Here is a 21,848-nt window from a genome sequence, read left to right as displayed (position 1 = left end):
AATGGTCCCCTTGCCGACCGCGAACACCGAGATAGTGCAATTCTTCCGCCAGTGGCTGGAAACCTTCGCGGGCTATGTCCGTGAGGTCGACTACGCTTCGGCGAGGCCGCTGTTTCATCCCGAGGTGCTTGCTTTCGGCACGCACAACGATGTCATCCCGGGCCTCGACCAATGGGTCTCAACGCAATGGGACAACGTCTGGCCGAAGACGGCCGACTTCCGTTTCGTGCTCGAGCAGACCTCGGTTCTGGCATCCCCCGACGGCGCGATGGCAACCGTGATCGCGCCGTGGACGAGCACGGGCTATCATCCCGACGGCAGCGCATTTCCACGTCCCGGCCGCGCCACCATGGTGTTTTCAAGAGATGGCGACGGCTGGCTGTGCGTGCATTCCCACATGTCGCTCAATCGCGGTGTGCCGCAGGTGAGCCACGCCAATCGGCCGGTGAAGGCCCGGTAGATGCGATCCGAACAGAAAAGGCCCCGGACATGTCCGGGGCCTTTCGATTCGAGATGTCGTGCAGCCTATTCCGGCTGACCGATCGAGACCTTCAGGGTGCCGACGTCGTCGACGCCGCATTCGAGCTTGTCGCCGGGCTGGAGCTGGGACACGCCGGCCGGCGTGCCCGTCATGATGATGTCGCCGGCGGCGAGCTTCACCTGCTGCGAGAGCTGCCAGATGATTTCAGGCACGTTCCAGATCAGCTCGGTGAGGTCGCCCTTCTGCGCCTCCTTGCCGTTGACCGTGAGCCAGATATTGCCCTTGGCGGGATGGCCGATCTTCGCGGCCGGCTGCACGGCGGAGCAGGGCGCGGAATAGTCGAATGACTTGCCGATCTCCCACGGACGCTCCTTCTTGCGCGAGGCGATCTGGAGGTCGCGGCGGGTGAGGTCGATGCCGACGGCGTAGCCGTAGACATGGTCGAGCGCCTTGTCGGCGGGAATGTTCAGCCCGCCGCTCTTCATCGCGACGATCAGTTCGACCTCGTGATGCAGGTCCTTGGTCAGCGGCGGATAGGGGATGGTGGCGCCATCGGGCACCAGCATGTCGGCGTGCTTGGCGAAGAAGAACGGCGGCGCGCGCTCGTCATTGCCCATCTCGCGGATGTGCTCGAGATAGTTGCGGCCGACGCACCAGATGCGGCGCACCGGATAGCGGCCGCTTTCACCGACGACGGGAAGCGAAGCCTGGGGCGGAAGCGGGATGACGTAGGAGGCGGCGTTCATGAAGCGGTCTCGCTGCTCTTGGGGTGAAGGAATTCTATGCGGTTGCGCTGACCGGCGCCAGAGTGCCGGCGTCGTGATGTTGCAACCGGAAGAACGAGGCGTAGCGGCCCGAGCGGCGCAGCAACTCGTCGTGCCGGCCCCGCTCGACGATCTCGCCGCCCTCGACCACCAGGATCGCATCGGCATGCATGATGGTGTGCAGGCGGTGCGCGATCACGATGGTGGTGCGGTTCTGGCAGAGATGCTCGATCGCCTCCTGCACCTGCTTCTCGGACTCGGAGTCGAGCGCGGCGGTGGCTTCGTCCAGCAGGATGATCGGTGCGTTCTTGACCAGCGCGCGCGCGACCGCGATGCGCTGGCGCTGACCGCCCGAAAGCTGCGTGCCGTGCTCGCCGACCGGCGTGTCGTAGCCGAGCGGGAAGCTCATGATGAAATCATGCGCGCAGGCCGCTTTCGCGGCGTCGATGATCTGGTCTTCGGTCGCGCCCGGCTTGCCGAAGGCGATGTTGTTGCGGATGGTGTCGCGGAACAGGTAGACGTCCTGGCCGACATAGGCGGTCTGAGCCCGCAGCGACTTGCGCGAGACCGCGCCGATCGACTGGCCGTCGATGACGATGTCGCCCTGCGTCACCTCGTAGAAGCGCAGCAGCAGCCCCAGCACGGTCGACTTGCCGCCGCCGGAGGGGCCGACCAGCGCGGTGACCTTGCCGGGCTCGGCGGTGAAGCTCATGCGGTTGAGGACGGTCTCGCCAGCGCGATAAGAAAAGCTGACGTCGCGCAGCTCGATCCGCGCGTCGGACAGCTTCAGCGCAGGCTTGTCGTCGTCGGAATGCTCGCTCGCCGGGCTGTCAACGACTTCCAGCAGCATGCGCGCGCCGACGAGCTGGCTGTTGAGGTCGATGTTGAGCCGCGCCAGCCGCTTGGCCGGCTCGGTCGCCATCAGGAAGGCGGTCATGAAGGAGAAGAACGCGCCGGGCGTGGCGTTGAGCGCGACCACGCTGTAGCCGCCGTAAAGGAGACAGCCGGCGACCGCGAAGCCGCCGAGCATCTCCATCAGCGGATTCGACCGGTTGGCGACGCGGGCCATCTTGTTGGCGTTGCGCTCGACGATCGCGATGTTCTCGTCGATGCGCTTCTGCATGGTCTCTTCGAGCGTGAAGGCCTTGACGGTGCGGATGCCTTGCAGCGATTCCTGCATCGTCTCCATGATGTCGGCGGTGCCGGTGAACTGGTTGAAGGCGAGGCCCTTGATGCGCTTGACCAACTTGCGCAGCACCAGCATCGCCGGCGGAACCGCGACGAGGCCGATGAACGACATCAGCGGGTCCTGCCACACCATCACGCCGATCATGGCGAGCAGCATCAAGAGGTCACGCCCGATGGCGTTGACCAGCATGTTGAGCACGTCGGTGATGGACTTGGCGCCAGCCGTCAGCCGCGCCAGGAATTCCGAGGAGTGCCGCTCGGAGAAGAAACCGATGCTCTCGCGCATCAGCTTGGCGAACAGCTGGCGCTGGTTGGTGGCGAGGATCGCGTTGGAGATCTTGGTCAGGATCACCATGTGGCCGTAGGTCGCCACGCCCTTGATGAACAGCAGGATCACCGTGATGCCCGAGAACATCGCGATGCCCGGGATGTTCTTGTCGACATAGGCCTGGTTGATGACCTGGCCGAGCACGTAGGTCGCGCCCGCGGTCGATCCGGCGGCAAGCGCCATCAGCGCGAAGGCGGTAAGGTAACGCCGCCAATAGACGATCCCCTGTTCCGTGACCAGGCGGCGAATCAGGACCGCGGCCGTATAGGGATCGTCGGTGATTTTCTTTGGAAACTGGGCCATCCGTAGTCCATTGACGGCGCAGGACAAAGCCTGCCCGCGCGTCAGGGATCGAAGGGCCTCTGTGCCCGCTAAAGCGGGGTTTTTCAAGCCCAATTAAGGGCTTGCGTCCGGATGGAATCTAGGCCGAGACGGCGTGGCGGAGCTCGCCGTGGCGCTCGCGGTACAGCTTGTCCTCCCAGGCCAGCGCATGGGCTGCGATGGTCTCGAGGTCGTCATATTGCGGCTTCCAGTCGAGCAGGCCGCGGATGCGGCTGGTGTCGGCGACCATGGTCATGATGTCGCCGGGCCGGCGCGGAGCGTATTGCACGGCGAAGCTGCGGCCCGAAACCCGGCGCACCGCGTCGATGGTCTCCAGCACCGAATAGCCGCGGCCATAGCCGCAATTCAGCGTCGTCGAGGCGCCGCCATTGCGCAGGTAAGCCAGCGCCGAGCGGTGCGCCTGCGACAGGTCCGTGACGTGGATGAAGTCGCGGATGCAGCTGCCGTCCGGGGTCGGATAGTCGGTGCCGAACACGTCGATCTTGGCGCGCTGGCCGGTCGCGGCCTCGACTGCGATCTTGAGCAGATGCGTGGCACCGACGGTGGCGAGGCCGATGCGGGCCTGCGGATCGGCGCCCGCGACGTTGAAATAACGCAAGGTCACGTACTGCATGCCGTAGGCGGCGGCGACGTCGTGCAGCATGATCTCGGTCATCAGCTTGGACGAGCCGTAGGGCGACAGCGGCCGCGTCGGCGCGTGCTCGGGCACCGGCACCTGGTCAGGATCGCCGTAGACCGCTGCGGTCGAGGAGAAGATGAAACGGCCAATGCCGCGCTTGACCGCGACGTTGAGCAGGTTGCGCGCGGTCATGAAGTTGTTGCGGTAGTAGCCGAGCGGATCGCGCATCGAATCCGGCACGACCACCGAGCCCGCGAAATGGATGATGCTCTCGATGTTGTGCTGGGCGATCACACCCTCGAGCAGGTTCTCGTCGCCTGCATCGCCAATGAACAGCGGCACGCCTTCCGGCAGATAGGCGGAGAAACCGGTGGAGAGATCGTCGATCACGACGACGTCCTCGCCGGCTTCCGCCAGCGCCAGGACCGTGTGACTTCCGATATAGCCGGCGCCGCCGGTGACTAGAACAGTCATTGATCTCACCCGTCTTCGAGCAACGCGCCAAGTTAACGTTTGCGCGGTGAAGAGGGGGTTTCGGCGCGGCTGAACTGGTCACTATGCTTAATGTTGCGTATAGGGGGTCCGCTAAACGGAGCGTGACGTGGCGAATCCCCCGGACGATCTGCAAGTGATCGTGCCAAATCTGCACAGGCGCTATTCCGGGGTCACCGCGACCAACCGGATGGTGGCGCCGCGGCTGGCAAGACTGTATCGCGCGGCGTGGTTCGGCTCCGACGCGCCGGAGGGGATCGCGCGCCTGAGCGGTGCCGATTTCCTCAAGCTATGGCGCCGCAAGACGCCGCTGATCTGGCATGCGCGCCGCAACAACGAGATGATCGCCGGCGTCGTGCTGCGCGCGCTCGGCTGGCCCTTGAAACTCGTCTTCACCTCGGCGGCGCAGCGGCACCACAGCTGGATCACGCGATGGCTGATCCGCCGGATGGACGCGATCATCGCGACGTCGGACATCTCGGCCTCGTTCCTGAAGGTGAAGGCCACCGTGATCCCGCATGGCGTCGACACCGACGTCTATGCGCCGCCGACCGATCGCACGGCTGCCTTCGCGGAAGCCGCGCTGCCGGGCCGCTACGCGATCGGCTGCTTCGGCCGGGTGCGCGCGCAGAAGGGCACCGATGTGTTCGTCGATGCGATGTGCCGGCTGCTGCCGCGCTATCCTGCCTTCACCGCCGTCATCGTCGGTCAGGTCACGCCCGAGCAGACGCCCTTCGCGAACGACCTGAGGAAGCGCATCGAGGCAGCCAACCTGCAGTCGCGCATCGTCATCACCGGCGAGCTGCCGATCGAAGCGGTGCAGCGCTGGTACCAGCGGCTGACGATCTACGCCTTCACCTCGCGCAACGAGGGCTTTGGCCTCACGCTGATCGAGGCGATGGCGGCCGGCAGCGCGCTGGTCGCCGCGCGCGCCGGTGCGGCCGAGCTCGTGGTGGAGGATGGCGTGACGGGTGTGCTGATCCCGACGGGGGATGCCGATGCGCTCGCGGCGGCGCTCGAGCCGCTGATGCAGGACGTCACGGTGGCCACTGCGATGGGCGAGCGCGGACGGGCGCGGGTGCTCGCAAAGTTCAGTCTCGATGCCGAAGCGGCGCGGATCGGCGAGGTCTATCGGCCGCTGCTCTGAGCCGCCGCTGTCGCGTCCCCAAACAAAAACCGCGAAAACAACCCCATGCACAGTAGTCGGTGCCAGCAGAATCAATGGCTTGGCGGCGGGGTCGCCGCGCTGCGGATTTTACGAAGCCGATTTGACTCGTCGGGCAAGACACTGGCAGGATGTCATCATCGGCGCAGCCCCAATGGCCTCAAGTCGTAACGCGCGCGCTCGCCTCACTCAGCACCCTTTGCGCGATCGCCACCACCTCCGACGCCGCGATATCGCGCATGCAGCGATGGTCGTTCATCTTGCAGATGGTGCTCTGGCAGGGCTGGCACGACAGGACGCTCTTGTCCTGGACCACGGTCGCGGCAAGGCCGTTGAGGGGGGCCCAGAGGTAGGGGCTGGTCGGGCCGAAGATGCCCATGGTGGGCGTGCCGAGCGCGGCTGCGATGTGCATCAGGCCGGAATCGTTGGAGATGGCAACGCCCGCCGCGGCCATGGCCAGCACGCCGTTGCGCAGGTCCGTGCCGGTGAGGTCTCTCACCCCCCGGCCGCCGGCCGCGACGATCTCCTGGGCGAGGCCCTTTTCCGCGGGGCCGCCGACCACCCAGACCTCCAGCCCGCGCTCGACCAGCAAGCGGGCGGCCTCCGGATAGTAGGTCCAGCGCTTTGAGACGCCGACCGAGCCGGGGGCAAGCGCCACGGCTGCCCCGGCGCTGAGACCATTGGCCTGCCGCCAACGGACGATGTCCTCGGCCGGGACCCGCAATTGCGGCACCGGCCATTCCGGGGGCAGGGGCGCGCCGTCGGGCTGGGCCAGGGCGGCGTTCTTGTCGATGAAGCGGGGCAGTTTCTTCTCGCCCCAGCGCCAGCGGTTGAGGAGGCCGAACCGGAACTCGCCGACGAAGCCGACCCGCTCGGGGATGCCGGCCAGCGCGGGCGCGATGGCCGCCTTCCAGGTCCGGGGCAGCACCAGGGCCGTGCCGTAGTTCCGCTCGCGCAGGAGCTTTGCCAGGCCGAACTGGCGGCCAACGGCGAGCCGGCTGCGCGGCAGGTCCCAGACGATCCCAGCGCGCACGCCGGGCATGTAGTCGACCAGTGGCGCGCACAGGGACGTGGTCAGGAGATCGACCGGCCGGTTCGGCCAGCGCTCTTTCAGGACCCGCACCACGGTGTGATTTCGGACGAAATCGCCGATCCACATGTAGGGAACGATCAGGATCGGGCTTGTGTCGCTCCGACCTGCGCTTCCACTAAGTTGCGAATCTCTGTTCATTCGTTAATAGGACCGAAGGCGAGCTGATCTGGCGGTTCGGTTAGCCGCTCCGGGCCGGCAGGTAAAGCCGGGAGAGCGCTGGTCCCAAAATGCTTACACTTTGGCAAATGATGCGCTACGGCAGGGATCGGGCCGCAAACATCGGGCAGGGTAGTTGGAATGTTGCTGGTGACCGGCGGAGCCGGTTTTATCGGGTCGAATGTCGTGGCTGCGTTGAACGACGCCGGCCGCAGCGACGTCGCCGTCTGTGATTTCCTCGGCACCGACGGCAAGTGGCGCAATCTCGCCAAGCGCCAGCTTGTGGATATCGTCCCCCCGGCCGAGCTGCCCGACTGGCTGAACGGCCGCAGGCTCGACGCCGTGATCCATCTCGGGGCGATTTCCGCGACCACCGCGACCGACGGCGACCTCGTGTTCGAAACCAATTTCCGCCTCTCCATGCGCCTGCTCGACTGGTGCACGGCGAATGCGGTGCCGCTGATCTACGCCTCCTCGGCCGCCACCTATGGCGACGGCGAGGCAGGCTTTGACGACGATGCGTCGCTGCCCGCGTTGAAGAAACTCCGGCCGATGAATCTCTACGGCTGGAGCAAGCACATGTTCGATCTCGCCGTCGCCGAACGGGTCGCGCGCGGCGAGAAGCTCCCGCCGCAATGGGCCGGCCTGAAATTCTTCAACGTGTTCGGCCCCAACGAGTACCACAAGGGCTCGATGATGAGCGTGCTGGCGCGGCGCTTCGGCGACGTCAAGGCGGGCCGCGTCGTGCAATTGTTCAAGTCGCATCGCGAAGGCATTGCCGACGGCGACCAGCGCCGCGATTTCATCTATGTCGACGACGTCGTGCGCGTCATCATGTGGCTGCTGGCAACGCCCTCGGTGTCCGGGCTGTTCAACGTCGGCACCGGCAAGGCGCGCAGCTTCAAGGATCTGATGCTGGCTGCCTATGCGGCGCTCGGGGCGAGGCCCAACATCGAATATATCGACATGCCCGAACAGATCCGCAACAGCTATCAATACTTCACCGAGAGCGAGGTCGATCGCCTCTGCCGCGCCGGCTATAACGGCGGCTTCACGACGCTCGAGGATGCGGTGAAGGCCTATGTCGGGGATTATCTCGACCGGCCCGACCGCTTCCGCTGAGGCTCCAGGATCATGCCGACGCCCATTCTCGATTTCGACGCCCTCGCGCAAACGATCTCAGGCCGCACGGTGCTCTGCATCGGCGACATCATGCTGGACGAGTTCGTCTATGGCGAGGTGTCGCGGATTTCGCCGGAAGCGCCGACGCCGGTCATCGTTGCCCAGCGCAGCGAGATCCATATCGGCGGCGCCGGCAACGTCGCGCGCAATGTCGCCTCCCTCGGTGCGCGCTGCATCTTCGTCGGCCTCGTCGGCGAGGACGATGCGGGCAAGCGGCTCGCGGCCGCGCTTGCGGACCAGGCTGCCATCGAAAGCGTGCTGGTGTGCGATCCGTCGCGGCCGACCACGCGAAAGGTCCGCTTCGTCTCCGAGCATTTCTCCACCCATATGCTGCGCGCGGATTGGGAGCAGGCGCAGCCTGCTTCCGACGAGGTCGAGGCGAAGCTGATCGAGGCGATCCTGCCGCAGATCGCGCGCGCCGACATCGTGCTGCTGTCCGACTACGCCAAGGGCGTGCTGACGGCGCGGGTGATCCGCCACACCATCGACGCCGCACGAAAGCTCGGCAAGCCGGTGATCGTCGATCCCAAGAGCCTGAACTGGGCGATCTATCGCGGCGCGATGCTGCTCACGCCCAATCGCAAGGAGTTTGCCGAGGCCACCCGCAGCCGCGCCGACACGCCGCAGAGCATCGTCGATGCCAGCGAGGACGTGATGCGGCTCGCCGATTGCGAGGCGATCCTGGTCACGCAAGGCGAGCACGGCATGACGCTGGTGCCGCGCAACGGCGCGGCCGTTCACGTTCCGGCCGTCCCGGTGAAGGTGCGCGACGTCTCCGGCGCCGGTGACACCGTCGCCGCCGCGCTCGCGGTCTCGCTCGCGGCGGGCGCGGACTGGGACACGGCGCTGCGCGTGGCCAATGCCGCCGCTTCCGTCGCCGTCAGCAAGCTGGGCACCGCCATTGTGAGCACGGCCGAGCTGCGGCGAAAGATCCTGCCGCACGCCTATCTCGCGGCCGAGGAGAAGATCGTGCTCGAGCCGGCGGCGCTCGACGCGCAGCTCGCGGAATGGCGCACGCAGGGCTTGCGGGTCGGTTTCACCAATGGCTGCTTCGACATCCTGCATCCCGGCCACGTCAAGGTGCTGACCGCGGCGCGCGGCGCCTGCGACCGCCTGGTCGTTGGCCTCAACAGCGACGCCTCGGTGCGGCGGCTGAAGGGCGCCGACCGTCCGGTCCAGGACGAGCGCGCCCGTGCCGAGGTGCTGGCCGCGCTCGAAGCGGTCGATCTCGTCGTCATCTTCGAGGAGGACACGCCGATCGACCTCATCACCCGGATCAAGCCCGCTGCACTGGTGAAGGGCGGCGACTACACCCGCGAGCAGGTGGTCGGCCATGAGGTCGTCGAGGCCGCCGGCGGGGTGGTCGTGCTGGTCGACATCCTCCAGGGTTTCAGCACCACGGCGCTGGTGCATCGCGCGCGGGGAGGGGCCAAGTGACGGCACTTGCCCGCGAGACGGCGAGCCAGATGCTGTGGCGGCGCCTGCGCAGCCCGGCGGCCTGGAGCGAGACCGTCGATCTGTTCGCCATCCTCACGGCGGCCTCGCTGCCCTGGTCGACGTCGCTTGCGGGCATCTTCAACGCCCTGATGCTGCTGTGCATGGTGCCGTTCCTCGACGTCCGCGCGTTCGTGCAATCGCTCAAGCGCCCGATCTGCGTTGCGCCGATCGCGCTGGTCCTGCTCGCGCTGGTGGGAACGCTGTGGTCGGACGCCACCTGGGGCGCGCGCTTCTATGCCGTCAATCCGACCGTCAAGCTGCTCGTGCTTCCGGTCCTGCTCTATCATTTCGAGCGCTCGCGGCGCGGAAACTGGGTGTTCATCGCCTTCCTGGTGTCCTGCGCGCTGTTGTCGGTGATGTCGTGGATCGTGGCCTTCTACCCGGACCTCGCGCTGAAGAGCGACCGCGTTGAACGCGGCATCTTCGTCAAGAACTACATCGACCAGAGCCAGGAATTCACGCTTTGCGCGGTGGCGCTTGCCTATCCGATCGTGCTGCTGTTGCGCCAGAAGCGCTACTGGTTCGCCGGGCTGCTCGCGGCGCTGGCGCTGAGCTTCTTCGTCAACATGGCCTTCGTGGTGGTGTCGCGCACCGCGCTCATCACCGTTCCGATCATGGTCGGCGTATTCGCGCTGCTGCATCTCAGATGGCGCAGCATTGCGATCATCTCCATCGCTCTGCTCGTCGGCGCAGCGCTCGCCTGGCAGGCCTCGCCGCAACTGCGCAAGACCGCAGAGACGTTTTCGAGTGACTATCGGCTCTATACGCGGGAGAACGTTCCGACATCGATGGGTGAGCGACTCGAATACTGGCGGAACTCGATACAGTTCTTCGAGCAGGCTCCGTTCGCGGGTCACGGTACCGGTTCTTCACTGGGGCTGTTCGAGAGGGCCTCCAAAGGCTCCTCTTGGGTGCAGGGCGTCAGGGTGTTTCCGAATCCGCATAACCAGACGCTGCATGTGGCCGTGCAATGGGGCGTCATCGGCATCGCCGTTCTCTACGCGATCTGGATCGTGCATCTGCTGCTGTTTCGCGGCGATGGCCTCGCCAACTGGGTCGGCCTGCTGGTCGTGGTCCAGAACGTCTTCACCTCGCTGTTCAACTCCCATCTGTTCGATTTCCACGAGGGCTGGATGTACGTCATCGGCGTCGGCGTCGCCGGCGGCATGGTGATCCGGACACAGCGGACGTCGGCGATGCCGGGGGAGGCCGGTTCCTGAGCGATTGGTAAGTCGTGTGCTGGCAAGTCTTATGCTGGTAAGTCTTGCTGAGATGGGCTATCAGCGCAGTCAGGTTGCACTTAACTGGATTTTCATCGGTCGGCGGATGACGCGTCTTTCGCATCTCACCTTTCGCAATTTCCTGATCGCGCTCCACGACCTCCTGGCGACCACGGTGGCGCTGTTTGCCGCCTTCTACGTCCGCTTCGAGGGCGGCGAGGGCTTCTTCGACCGCCTGCCGCTGCTGTTTCAGATCCTGCCCTACTTCCTCGCGTTCAGCGTGGTCGTGTTTTTCGTCTTCAACCTGACCACGACGAAATGGCGCTTCATCTCACTGCCGGACGCGCTGAACATCATCCGCGTCGCGAGCGTGCTGACGGTTGCGCTGCTCGTGCTCGACTACATCTTCGTCGCTCCCAACGTTCGCGGCGCCTTCTTCGTCGGCAAGGTGACGATCGTCCTCTACTGGTTCCTCGAGATCTCCTTCCTCAGCGCGCTCCGCATGACCTACCGCTACTTCCGCTATACGCGGGTGCGGCGTCATGCCCGGACCGAAGATGCCGCGCCGACGCTGCTGATCGGCCGCGCCGCGGATGCCGAGGTGCTGCTCCGCGGCATCGAGAGCGGGGCGATCAAGCGCATCTGGCCGGTCGGCGTACTGTCGCCGTCGAGCTCGGATCGCGGCCAGCTCATCCGCACCGTGCCGGTATTGGGCGACATTGACGATGTCGAAGACGTCATCGCCGACTTCGCCAAGCGCAACAAGCCGATCGCGCGCCTCGTCATGACGCCGTCGGCTTTCGAGCCGGAGGCGCACCCGGAATCGATCCTGATGCGGGCGCGCAAGTTGGGCGTGATCGTCAACCGCATGCCCTCGCTGGAGAGCGGCGATACGCCGCGTCTCACCGCCGTCGCGGTCGAGGACCTGCTGCTGCGGCCGAGCGAGACAATCGACTATGCGCGGCTCGAGGCCCTGATCAGGGGCAAGGCGGTGATCGTCACCGGCGGCGGCGGCTCGATCGGTTCGGAGATCTGCGAGCGCGTCGTCGCCTTCGGCGCCGCGCGCCTGCTGATCGTGGAAAATTCCGAGCCGGCGCTCTACGCGGTGACAGAGGCGCTGGCCGCGCAGGGCTCGGCCGCTGCGGTCGAAGGGCGCATCGCCGACATCCGCGACCGCGAGCGCATCATGCGCCTGATGGCCGAGTTCAAGCCGGACATCGTGTTCCATGCCGCCGCGCTCAAGCACGTGCCGATCCTGGAGCGCGACTGGAGCGAGGGCGTCAAGACCAACATCTTCGGTTCGATCAACGTTGCCGACGCCGCCGAGAGCGCCGGCGCCGAAGCCATGGTGATGATTTCGACCGACAAGGCGATCGAGCCGGTGTCGATGCTCGGCCTGACCAAGCGCTTCGCCGAGATGTACTGCCAGGCGCTCGACCATGATCTCTCCGCAGGCAGCGGCGGCGCCAGGCCGATGCGGCTGATCTCGGTCCGGTTCGGCAATGTGCTGGCGTCGAACGGTTCGGTGGTGCCGAAGTTCAAGGCCCAGATCGAGGCCGGCGGCCCCGTGACGGTGACGCATCCCGACATGGTCCGCTACTTCATGACCATCCGCGAGGCCTGCGATCTCGTCATCACGGCGGCGACGCATGCGCTCGGAACGCAGCGGTCGGATGTCTCGGTCTACGTGCTTAACATGGGCCAGCCGGTGAAGATCGTCGATCTCGCCGAGCGCATGATCCGTCTCTCCGGCCTTCAACCCGGCTACGACATCGAGATCGTGTTCACGGGCATGCGGCCGGGCGAGCGCCTGCACGAGATCCTGTTCGCCTCCGAGGAGCCGACCCGCGAGATCGGCGTCGCCGGCATCATGGCCGCGCAGCCGAACGAGCCGCCGATGCAGACGCTGCGCAAGTGGATTGCGGCGCTCGAGCAGGCGATCGCGCGTGACGATCGCGCCACCATCAGGACCATCCTGAAGGATGCAGTTCCGGAATTCGGGTCGACCGCGGCCTGACCATGCAGTCTCAAGGCAAGATCGTCGTCGCGAGCCAGCATTATCCGCCGGATACGAGCACGACCGCGGCGATCATGGCCGAGATCGCCTGCCGCCTTGCCGCAGGCCACGAGGTCGTGGTGCTGTCGGGCTCACCAGACGCGCTTCCGGCCGCGCAGACCGGCCCGGGCAGGCCGCGCGTCGTCGCGATCAGGAACCGGATGGCGGGAAAGGCGGCGCTGGTGCGGCGCGGCGCCTCCGAGCTGCTGTTCGCGTCGCGCACGTTCCTCGCACTGGTCCGGGAGCTGAGGCGAGGGGACGTCGTGCTCACCGTCACCGCACCGTTCATGCTGCCTTATGCGGTGGCGGCAGCGGCAAGGCTCAAGGGCGCCCGCTCGGCGCTGATCATGCACGACCTCTTCCCCGACGTGCTGGTGATGGCGGGCCTGCTGAAGCCCGGTTCGATGGTGACGCGGACGATGCGCTTCGCCAACAACCTGATGTTCCGCGCGCTCAATGCCGTCATCACCATCGGCCGCGATGCGGAGCGGCCGCTGCTGAGCTATGCCGGCATGAGGCGGAACAAGATCCGCTTCATCCCGAACTGGGCGACGATCGCGCCCGGGCCGCGGCCGCTGTCGCCGGACAATCCGTTCCGCAAGGCGATTCCCGCGCGTTTCGTCGTCGGCCTGTCGGGCAATCTCGGCTTCACCCATGATCCGGAGATCGTGTTCGAGGCGGCGCGCCTCCTGAAGGGCGAGGCGGATATTCACTTCCTGCTCTCCGGCTGGGGCATCGGCTTTGCGCGGCTGAAGCAGTTGCAGGCGGCCGCGAACCTGCCCAATGTCTCCTTCGTGGCGCGGGTCGAGGATGCCGAGCTCGAGGCGTTCCTGGCGGCTGCCAATCTCTGGATCATTCCGTACCGGAAGGACGTTGCGGGGGTGTCGGTGCCGAGCCGGTTCTACAATCTGCTGGCGGTCGGCCGTCCCGTGGTGCTGGTGTCCGAGCCGGAGGCCGAGGCCGCGTTGACGGTGGTGGACAACGGGCTCGGCTGGGTCGTGACGCCGGGCCGCGCCGACCAGCTCGCCGAGGCGATCCGCGCGGCGTCGCGTTCCGGCGACGGTGCCATGGCGGAGCGCGCGGTGAAGGCGGCATCGAAGTTCGACCGCGCCACCGCGATGAACGCCTATGCCGCCCTCGCCGACGAATTGTTGCGCAACCCGGACCTTTCGGAGCAGCGATGAGCGAACGCAAACCGGTCGTGCTGGTCACGGGAGCGAGCGGCTTCGTCGGCGGTCATGTCGTGCCCGCCCTCGCACGCCAGGGGTGGTCGGTCCGCCGCGCCGTGCGCAGACCGACCGGTGCCGACGACGAGGTCGTGATCGAAACGATCGGTCCGGAGACCGACTGGCAGGCCGCGCTCGAAGGGGTCGACGCGGTCGTCCATCTCGCCGCGCGCGTGCACCATAAGCACGAGGAGCACGCGGTCCAGCTCTACCGCAACGTCAACATCGCCGGCACGCTGCATCTGGCGCACTCGGCGGCGACGGCCGGCGTGCGCCAGTTCATCTTCGTCAGCACCGTTCTCGTGCACGGCCGCAGCAATGAGGGCCGCGCACCGTTCAGCGAGAAGGACATCCTGACGCCGCGCGGCCTCTACGGCATGTCCAAGGCCGCGGCCGAGGCGGGCTTGAGGACGCTGGCGCGCGACAGCGCCATCAACATCTCGGTGATCAGGCCGCCGCTGGTCTATGGCGCGGGCGCCAAGGGCAATTTCGCGCTGCTGACGCGCGCGGTGAGCCTCGGGCTGCCGCTGCCCTTTGCCGCGATCCACAATCACCGCGCCTTCCTGGCCGTGCAGAACCTGTCGTCGTTCATCCTGCGCCGGCTCGCCCATCCCGACCCCGCCAGCAATTTCGAGATCTTCCTGGTGGCGGACAAGGAGCAGGTCTCGACGCCCGAATTCATCGAGCGCTTGGCGAAAGCGTCCGGCAAGAGCCCGCGGCTGTTCGGCATGCCGCCGGACCTGCTCGGCACGCTCCTCCGCGTGATCGGACGGCAGGATACGCACGACAGCCTGATCGGCTCGCTCGAGCTCGACATCTCCAAGGCGATCGCAACCGGCTGGGAGCCGCAGGTCTCCCTCGACGAGGGCTTGCAGCTCGCGCTGTCGGTTCAGGACGCCTGAGGGCGGGAGAAGCGCCGCAGGACGACGCCGACGGCGATCGCGCCTGCGAGCAGGCAGGCGATCGTGACCGTGATCGAACCGGCGCGAACGGTGAGGATCGCCAGCAGTGCCAGCACGAGATTGAGCGCGAACACCTCGCCGACCACCCGCCGGACCTTGAAGCCATGGTCGGTCGCGCGCTGGTAAAAGTGCGAGCGGTGCGCCGACCAGAATTGTTCGCGGCGGGCGATGCGGCGAAACAGCGTGATGGTGGCATCCGCGAGGTAATAGGCCGGCAGCAGCAGCGCCGCGACCGGCTGCCCGTGCCAGGCGAGCTCCAGCAGGCACCAGCCGAGCAGAAGGCCGATCGGCAGGCTGCCGACATCGCCGAGAAACACCTTGGCGACGGGACGATTGAACGGCGCAAAGCCGAGCGTGGCGCCGCACAGGGTGGTGGCGAGCAGGGCGGCGGGCCAGGACAGGTCGCCGAGCCATCCCAGCAGCAGCAGCGCCGCGGTGATCGGCACCACTTCCACGACCGTCATCAGGTCGAGCCCGTCCATGAAATTGACGAGGTTCACGAACCAGATTCCGGCGAGCAGGACGAGGCCGCGCTCCAGCGCGAGCGGCAGCGCCGGGACGATGCGCGCCGTTTCGGGCGCGGTGAACACGACGGCTCCGACGGCGGCGGCTTGCAGCACGAGCCGAACCAGCACCGGCAGCGAGACGATGTCGTCGGCAAATCCCACCACGGCGATCAGGACCGTCGCAGCGATCAGCGCCGGCGGGATCGCGACATTTGCCCAGGCTGCCCAGGCCGATGCGACCAGCAGCGTCGCTGATATCACCGCGATGCCCGCGCCCTGCGGAGTCGGAACGCGATGCGAGGACCGCGCGTTCGGCCGCGCCAGTGCGTAGCGCTGGAGCAGGGGACGGCTGGTCCAGGTGATGACGGCCGATACCAGCGCGGCGATCGCAACGGCAAGCAGCGAGGGGACGGCGGCGAGCGTATCGGCGGCCGGGTTCACTCCGGCACTCCGATCGGAGCCGACCCTTGCGCGGCTTTCTCCGCGCTGAGGATCCAGACCAGGCCGCCGATCGCGCCGACGATGAAATACACGGCGCCGAACAGCAGCGAGACGTTGACGCCCTCGCTTGCGGCAAGTCCCGCGAAGCCGAACGCCAGGCCCATCGTGGCTTCACGCAGGCCCCAGCCGGCGATCGAGATCGGCATCATCGTGATCAGCATCACCGGCGGCACGAGCAGGAAGACGTCGCTGAAGCGGACCGGAGCGGCGATCGACTGCACGACGCACCAGGCGACGACGGCGGCGAGCCCATGCACGGTCAGCGACAGGATCGCAACGATCGGTCCGCGCCTGCGGCTGAAGATCACGCGGTTCGCGATCACCGCGCAGGCGTGGATGTGGTGGGTGGCCCACCACCTCTTCAGCCATTGCCATTTCAGCGCGCCGAAGACCAGGAAGCCGAGGCCGCCCGCGAGCGCGGCAAGGTCGACGAGCAGCAATGCCGAGCGTCCGTGCGGATCGGTGATGAGGGTGTAGCTCCACGGCAGGCTCGCGACGATGAGGATCGCGAGCGCGACGAGGCCGATCGCGCGATCGACGAAGATGGAGTAGGTGGCCGCTCGCCATCCGGCGCCGGCGCGCGCGACCAGCCACAGCCGGACCGCATCGCCGCCGATCGCGGATGGCAGGGTCTGGTTGAAGAAGGATCCGATCACGTTGTAGCGCATGGCCCGGCCGAGCTCGAGCGGCGCACCGCATTCGGCGCTGATCTGACGCCAGCGCAGCACGCCGACGAAGATTTGCAGGAACGTTACGGCGATCGCGATGCCGATCCAGAACAGGCTGGTTACGGTGAAGCGCGACAAAAGTTCGGACAGATCGACCTTGCGCAGCGCCAGGTAGAGCAGCGCTGCGGAAATCAGGATCTTGGCCGTCGACAGCAGGATTCGGCGCATCTCGCCCGCATGAACAGGGTTTGCGAAGATTTGAGGCAACCCGACGCGAGGCGCCGAATTAGGCCGCTTTGGTATGGTCTTGGCGCCGATCTTGCAATAGCGGTTATCATGAGCGGTTATCGCGACCCGTCATGGCGGGCGGCGGGGCTATTGCGACCCCCTCGATGAGGCGGCTAAAGAAGCGCCGCAGGTGATCGAGCTAGGGATCCCTTGGGAACAGGATGATGGATCAGGCGATTTTGGTCACGGGTGCCGCCGGCTTCATCGGCTTTCACGTCGCCCGGCAGCTGCTCGCCGAAGGTCGGCCCGTGATCGGGCTCGACAATCTCAACAGCTATTACGACCCGGCGCTGAAGCAGGCGCGGCTCGAGCTGTTGCGCAGCGATTCCCGCTTCTCGTTCGTCAAGGCCGATCTGGCCGACCGCGAGACCATTGCGGCGTTGTTTGGACAACACGCGTTTGCCAAGGTCGTGCATCTGGCCGCCCAGGCCGGCGTGCGCTACTCGATCGAGCATCCGCAGGCTTACGCCGATTCCAATCTCCAGGGCTTTCTCAACGTGCTGGAGGGCTGCCGCAACAACGGCTGTCGTCATCTGGTCTACGCCTCGTCATCCTCCGTTTACGGCGCCAACACAAAACTGCCATTTGCCGTGCAGGACCGGACCGATCATCCGGTGAGCTTCTACGCCGCGACCAAGAAGGCCAACGAAGTGATGGCGCAGTCCTACAGCCATCTCTACCGGCTGCCGGTCACGGCCTTGCGATTCTTTACCATATACGGCCCGTGGGGACGGCCCGATATGGCCATGTTTCTGTTCGTGAACGCGATCATGGCGGGGACGCCGATCCGGCTCTTTAACCATGGCAGGATGCGACGCGACTTCACCTATATTGACGACGTAACCCGTGTCGTGTCCAAGCTGATCGATCGGGTGCCCGCCGATGACCCGGCTGCCGCAAATGCGCCGTCTAAGGTCTACAATGTCGGTAACCACCGCCCCGAGGAGCTGATGCATGTCGTCGGACTTCTGGAGCAGGAGCTGGGTCGGACGGCGATCAAAGAATTGCTGCCGATGCAGCCGGGAGACGTTTTGGAAACGTTCGCGGATGTCGAGGACCTGATGCGCGACACCGGCTTTGCACCGTCAACGCCGATCGAGCACGGGGTTCGTAATTTTGTCACCTGGTATCGGGACTACTTCAAGGTTTGAGATGACGATGGACAAACGCATTATCCCCCTGATCATGTGCGGCGGTGCCGGCACGCGGCTGTGGCCGGCCTCGCGCGAGGTGCGCCCCAAGCAGTTCCTGCCGCTGTTCGGTTCGCGCTCGACCTTCCAGGACACGCTGCTGCGCATCTCGGACGCCTCGCTGTTCGATCGTCCGATCGTCATCACCAATGCGTCCTATCGCTTCATGGTGCTGGAGCAGCTCGCCGAGATCGGCATCGAGGCCGACGTGATCCTCGAGCCGATGCGCCGCGACTCCGGCCCTGCGATCGCCGCCGGCGCGGTGTTCGCGCAGAACCGCGCCAATGAAGCGATTGTGCTCGCGCTCGCCGCCGACCACGTGGTGCAGGACAAGGCCGCCTTCGTCGCGGCCTGCCGCGAAGGCCTCACCGCCGCGAGCGCCGGGCGCATCGTCACCTTCGGCGTCAAGCCGGAGCGGCCGGCGACCGAATACGGCTATATCAGCCTGGGCGAGGTGATCTCCGGTGAGGTGCACGCAGTCGCGCGCTTCGTCGAGAAGCCGGACGCGGTGAAGGCGGCCGACTACGTCAATTCCAGCTATCTCTGGAACAGCGGCAACTTCATGTTCCCGGCGACCGTCCTGCTCGACGAATACCGCAAGGTCGATGCGGCCAGCGTGGAGGCGGTCTCCAATGCGGTCACTAATGCCGGCCGCGATCTCGGCTTCGTGACGCTGGAGCCCGAGGCGTTCGGTTCGGCGAAGGCGATCTCGATCGACTACGCGGTGATGGAGAAGACCTCGCGCGCGGCCGTCGTGCCGGTGTCCTGCGGCTGGTCCGACGTCGGCTCCTGGCACGCGGTGTGGGAGTTGTCGGAGAAGGACGCGCAGGGCAACGCCGCGCACGGCGCCGCCGTGTTCGAGGATTCGCGCAACTGCAACGTCACCACCGATTCCGCGCTGGTCGCGCTCGAAGGCGTCGACGATCTCGTCGTGGTCGCGACCGCCGATGCGGTCCTGGTCTCGCGCCAGAAGGATGCCAACGGCCTGAAGCGCCTGGTGACCAAGCTCAAGGCGGTCGCGCCGAAGGTCACCGAGGAGCATCTCAAGGTGCACCGGCCCTGGGGCAGCTATCAATCGGTGGACAACGGCGAGCGCCATCAGGTCAAGCGCATCGTGGTCAAGCCCGGCGGGCGGCTGTCGCTGCAGAAGCACCATCACCGTGCCGAGCACTGGATCGTGGTGCGTGGCGCCGCCCGGGTCACCGTCAACGAGACCGTGAAGACGGTGCACGAGAACGAGTCGATCTACATCCCGATGGGCGCAGTGCACCGGATGGAGAATCCCGGTAAAATCATGCTGGAACTCATCGAGGTCCAGACCGGCAGCTATCTCGGGGAAGACGACATCATCCGGATTGAAGACGACTATCAAAGGTCGTAACCAGCAGGCTCCGAATCACGCGACCCGGGCCGAAAGAGCAGTATCTTTCAGCGGCTTAAGGCCCCAGGAACGTGTAACTTTTTGAATCAAATCGTGTCCGGGCCGGAAGCTCTGCATTCGCCACAAATGTGGCGCCCGTGCTAGAAGCGGCCCGGGGATTTGCGGTTGAATCGGGGTTTGCTCAGATGAGTTCCAAAGGGTCAGCGCCTGCCAAAGCAGGCTTGCGCGTCGGTGTCGTCGGCGCGGGCGTGATGGGCAGCAACCATGCGCGCGTGCTCGCGGGTCTTCCCGGCGTCACCCTCGTCGGCGTGGTCGATCCCTCGCCGACGCACCTGACGCGCACCACCGAGCTTGCCAACTGCCAGGGCTTCGAGACGCTCGACCAGCTCCTGGCCGCCGGCGTCGATGCCGTCACCATCGCAGCGCCCACCCATCTGCATCACGAGGTCGCGCTCGCCTGCATCGCCAAGAACATCCACGTGCTGGTCGAGAAGCCGATCGCCTCCACGGTCGCCGAAGGCCGTGAGATCGTCGCCGCCGCGCAAAAGGCTGGCGTCACGCTGATGGTCGGCCATGTCGAGCGCTTCAATCCGGCGGTCGCCGCGGTCAAGCAGGCGATCGCGGGCGAGGACATCCTCTCGATTGCGATCACCCGCGTCGGTCCGTTCCCGCCGCGCATGTCCAATGTCGGCGTCGTCATCGACCTCGCCGTGCACGACATCGACCTGATCCGCTGGTTCACCGAATCCGACATCGTCGAGGTGCAGCCGCAATTGTCGAGCGCGGTCGCCGAGCGCGAGGACATCGCGCTGCTCCAGTTCCGCACCGCCAACGGCGTGCTCGCCCACATCAACACCAACTGGCTGACGCCGTTCAAGGCACGCAGCGTCACGGTCGCGACCCGCGGCAAATACGTGATGGGCGATCTGTTGACGCGCCAGGTCACCGAGTGCTTCGGCTTCAAGCCCGACGGCAGCTACTCGATGCGGCATCTGCCTGTCGGCCATGACGAGCCGCTGCGCGCCGAGCTGATCGCGTTCCTCAAGGCCGTACGCCACGGCGAGACGCCGGCGGTCACGGGCGATGAGGGCGTTGCCAGCCTCGAGATCGCCACGCAGTGCCTGGAGACGCCGTCGCGTCCCGCCGCGACGTCGCCCGCCCGCAAGGGTCCGCGCCGCGTCGCCGGCTGATCTCCATCCATGTCGGCTTCCCAAACTTCGCAAGACAATCAGCAAGGCGCCATGAACCAGCATCTGCGGTCCGAACCCATTCCCTTCGTCGACGTCGGCTCGCAGCGCCGCCGGCTCGGCGCCTCGCTCGATGCGGCCGTCAAGCGCGTGCTCGACCATTGCCAGTTCGTCAACGGCCCTGAGGTCGCCGAGCTCGAGAAGCAGCTCGCGGCCTATTGCGGCGCCAAGCACGTCATCGGCTGCGCCAGCGGCACCGACGCGATCCTGATGGTGATGATGGCGAAGAATGTCGGGCCCGGCGATGCCGTGCTGTGTCCGTCCTTCACCTTCATCGCGACCGCCTCGCCGGTGGCGCGGACCGGCGCGACGCCGGTCTATGTCGACGTGGACGAGGCGACCTTCAACATGAGCCCGGAATCGCTCAAGCGCGGCATCGCGTCCGCCCGCAAGGCCGGCCTCAAGCCGGCAGCGGTCATTCCGGTCGACCTGTTCGGCCAGCCCGCCGATCACGACGCCATCGCCGAGATCGCAAAGGCCGAAGGCTTGTTCGTGCTCGACGACGCCGCCCAGGGGTTTGGCGCGAGCTACAAGGGCCGCAAGCTCGGCACCCTGGCGCTTGCTACCGCCACCAGCTTCTTCCCGGCAAAACCGCTCGGCTGCTTTGGCGATGGCGGCGCGATCTTCACCGATGACGACGAACTCGCGGCGACGCTGCGCAGCATCCGCGTGCACGGGCAGGGCGTCGACAAATACGACAACGTCCGTCTTGGCCTCACCGGCCGGCTCGACACCATGCAGGCTGCGGTCCTGATCGAGAAGCTGAAGATTTTTGACGACGAGATCGCTGCCCGCAACCGGGTTGCCGAGCGCTATGAGCGCGGGCTCAGCAACGTGGTCACCGTGCCGCGCCTTAGCCCCGGTAACACCTCGGTCTGGGCGCAGTACACCATCCGCCTGCCCGAGGGGACCGACCGTGACGGCTTTGCCGCGGCGCTGAAGGCCCAGGGCGTGCCGACCGCGATCTATTACGGCAAGTCGATGCATCAGCAGACCGCCTACAAGCAGTATCCGGTCGCCGAGGGCGGGTTGCCGGGTTGCGAGAGCCTGTCGCAGGACGTCATCAGCCTGCCGATGCACGCCTACCTGACCGAAGCCGATCAGGAGCGAATCATCGCCGCCGTGCGCGGGGCGATTGCGGGTTGATCTTGGTTCACCTCTCCCGCTCGCGGGAGAGGTCGGCGCGAAGCGCCGGGTGAGGGTTCTCTCCTCTGGGGGAGTCTTTCTTGTTGAGACACCCTCTCCCCAACCCTCCCCCGCGAGCGGGGGAGGGAGCAGACCGTCCTCGCGGTTTGC

Annotated in this window: 18 protein-coding genes; 12 read left to right on the top strand and 6 right to left on the bottom strand. The window is 66.2% G+C overall.

Features of this window, described 5'->3' with window-relative positions; genetic code table 11:
• The first annotated feature begins 1 nt into the window (after window position 1).
• Window positions 2-460 (top strand): YybH family protein, encoded by a 459-nt coding sequence (locus ACE10W_RS26765; protein WP_375762076.1) that lies wholly within the window; start codon window positions 2-4, stop codon window positions 458-460.
• 65 nt (window positions 461-525) lie between these two features.
• Here the strand turns inward: ACE10W_RS26765 and ACE10W_RS26760 are convergent, their stop codons facing one another.
• The 3 genes from ACE10W_RS26760 to galE form a co-directional block, all read right to left on the bottom strand.
• Window positions 526-1,227 carry a fumarylacetoacetate hydrolase family protein gene (locus tag ACE10W_RS26760; protein WP_375762075.1) on the bottom strand — a complete coding sequence of 234 codons (702 nt, stop codon included), beginning with the start codon at window positions 1,225-1,227 and terminating at the stop codon, window positions 526-528.
• 34 nt (window positions 1,228-1,261) lie between these two features.
• Complete coding sequence (locus ACE10W_RS26755; RefSeq protein WP_375762074.1) at window positions 1,262-3,064, bottom strand: ABC transporter ATP-binding protein; 1,803 nt, start codon at window positions 3,062-3,064, stop codon at window positions 1,262-1,264.
• Window positions 3,065-3,182: 118 nt separating this feature from the next.
• Window positions 3,183-4,196 carry a UDP-glucose 4-epimerase GalE gene (gene galE, locus ACE10W_RS26750; RefSeq protein WP_028173210.1) on the bottom strand — a complete coding sequence of 338 codons (1,014 nt, stop codon included), beginning with the start codon at window positions 4,194-4,196 and terminating at the stop codon, window positions 3,183-3,185.
• A 127-nt stretch (window positions 4,197-4,323) separates the two neighbouring features.
• Here galE and ACE10W_RS26745 point away from each other — a divergent pair, with 127 nt between their 5' ends.
• Window positions 4,324-5,361 carry a glycosyltransferase family 4 protein gene (locus ACE10W_RS26745; protein ID WP_375762073.1) on the top strand — a complete coding sequence of 346 codons (1,038 nt, stop codon included), beginning with the start codon at window positions 4,324-4,326 and terminating at the stop codon, window positions 5,359-5,361.
• A 178-nt stretch (window positions 5,362-5,539) separates the two neighbouring features.
• Here ACE10W_RS26745 and waaF read toward each other — a convergent pair whose 3' ends face one another.
• On the bottom strand, window positions 5,540-6,610 hold the full coding sequence (waaF, locus tag ACE10W_RS26740) for a lipopolysaccharide heptosyltransferase II (RefSeq protein ID WP_375762072.1): 1,071 nt from the start codon (window positions 6,608-6,610) through the stop codon (window positions 5,540-5,542).
• A 159-nt stretch (window positions 6,611-6,769) separates the two neighbouring features.
• On the opposite strand from waaF, the gene rfaD reads away from it, so the two are divergent.
• The 6 genes from rfaD (at window position 6,770) to ACE10W_RS26710 (ending at window position 14,711) form a co-directional block, all read left to right on the top strand.
• Window positions 6,770-7,750, top strand: coding sequence for an ADP-glyceromanno-heptose 6-epimerase (gene rfaD / locus ACE10W_RS26735; protein ID WP_375762071.1), 981 nt, complete (start codon window positions 6,770-6,772; stop codon window positions 7,748-7,750).
• A 12-nt stretch (window positions 7,751-7,762) separates the two neighbouring features.
• The gene (rfaE1, locus tag ACE10W_RS26730; protein WP_375762070.1) at window positions 7,763-9,247 is read left to right on the top strand and encodes a D-glycero-beta-D-manno-heptose-7-phosphate kinase; all 1,485 of its coding nucleotides are present in this window, start codon (window positions 7,763-7,765) and stop codon (window positions 9,245-9,247) included.
• Window positions 9,244-10,527 (top strand): O-antigen ligase family protein, encoded by a 1,284-nt coding sequence (locus ACE10W_RS26725; RefSeq protein WP_375762069.1) that lies wholly within the window; start codon window positions 9,244-9,246, stop codon window positions 10,525-10,527. Before rfaE1 ends, ACE10W_RS26725 begins: the two co-directional genes overlap by 4 nt.
• A gap of 106 nt (window positions 10,528-10,633) precedes the next feature.
• Complete coding sequence (locus tag ACE10W_RS26720; protein ID WP_375762068.1) at window positions 10,634-12,544, top strand: SDR family NAD(P)-dependent oxidoreductase; 1,911 nt, start codon at window positions 10,634-10,636, stop codon at window positions 12,542-12,544.
• Window positions 12,545-12,546: 2 nt separating this feature from the next.
• Complete coding sequence (locus tag ACE10W_RS26715) at window positions 12,547-13,767, top strand: glycosyltransferase family 4 protein (RefSeq protein ID WP_375762067.1); 1,221 nt, start codon at window positions 12,547-12,549, stop codon at window positions 13,765-13,767.
• Complete coding sequence (locus ACE10W_RS26710) at window positions 13,764-14,711, top strand: NAD-dependent epimerase/dehydratase family protein (protein ID WP_011088664.1); 948 nt, start codon at window positions 13,764-13,766, stop codon at window positions 14,709-14,711. The genes ACE10W_RS26715 and ACE10W_RS26710 overlap by 4 nt, the downstream gene beginning before the upstream one ends.
• Here the strand turns inward: ACE10W_RS26710 and ACE10W_RS26705 are convergent.
• On the bottom strand, window positions 14,699-15,718 hold the full coding sequence (locus tag ACE10W_RS26705) for a glycosyltransferase family 4 protein (protein ID WP_375762066.1): 1,020 nt from the start codon (window positions 15,716-15,718) through the stop codon (window positions 14,699-14,701). The two genes, ACE10W_RS26710 and ACE10W_RS26705, sit on opposite strands and share 13 nt — an antisense overlap.
• The gene (locus ACE10W_RS26700) at window positions 15,715-16,674 is read right to left on the bottom strand and encodes a lysylphosphatidylglycerol synthase transmembrane domain-containing protein (protein ID WP_011088662.1); all 960 of its coding nucleotides are present in this window, start codon (window positions 16,672-16,674) and stop codon (window positions 15,715-15,717) included. Before ACE10W_RS26700 ends, ACE10W_RS26705 begins: the two co-directional genes overlap by 4 nt.
• A gap of 221 nt (window positions 16,675-16,895) precedes the next feature.
• Between ACE10W_RS26700 and ACE10W_RS26695 the strand changes: the two genes are divergently transcribed.
• The 4 genes from ACE10W_RS26695 (at window position 16,896) to ACE10W_RS26680 (ending at window position 21,698) form a co-directional block, all read left to right on the top strand.
• On the top strand, window positions 16,896-17,885 hold the full coding sequence (locus ACE10W_RS26695; RefSeq protein WP_028173220.1) for an SDR family NAD(P)-dependent oxidoreductase: 990 nt from the start codon (window positions 16,896-16,898) through the stop codon (window positions 17,883-17,885).
• Window positions 17,886-17,892: 7 nt separating this feature from the next.
• Entirely contained in the window at window positions 17,893-19,305 is a 1,413-nt protein-coding gene (locus ACE10W_RS26690) for a mannose-1-phosphate guanylyltransferase/mannose-6-phosphate isomerase (protein WP_375762065.1), read from the top strand.
• Window positions 19,306-19,490: 185 nt separating this feature from the next.
• Window positions 19,491-20,495 carry a Gfo/Idh/MocA family protein gene (locus tag ACE10W_RS26685; RefSeq protein ID WP_028173222.1) on the top strand — a complete coding sequence of 335 codons (1,005 nt, stop codon included), beginning with the start codon at window positions 19,491-19,493 and terminating at the stop codon, window positions 20,493-20,495.
• Window positions 20,496-20,546: 51 nt separating this feature from the next.
• Complete coding sequence (locus tag ACE10W_RS26680) at window positions 20,547-21,698, top strand: DegT/DnrJ/EryC1/StrS family aminotransferase (RefSeq protein ID WP_375762064.1); 1,152 nt, start codon at window positions 20,547-20,549, stop codon at window positions 21,696-21,698.
• The last annotated feature ends 150 nt before the right edge of the window (window positions 21,699-21,848 follow it).

It is taken from the genome of Bradyrhizobium sp. B025 (assembly GCF_042257955.1).
Lineage (GTDB): Bacteria > Pseudomonadota > Alphaproteobacteria > Rhizobiales > Xanthobacteraceae > Bradyrhizobium > Bradyrhizobium diazoefficiens.
This window is presented reverse-complemented; position numbering and strand designations above follow the sequence as displayed.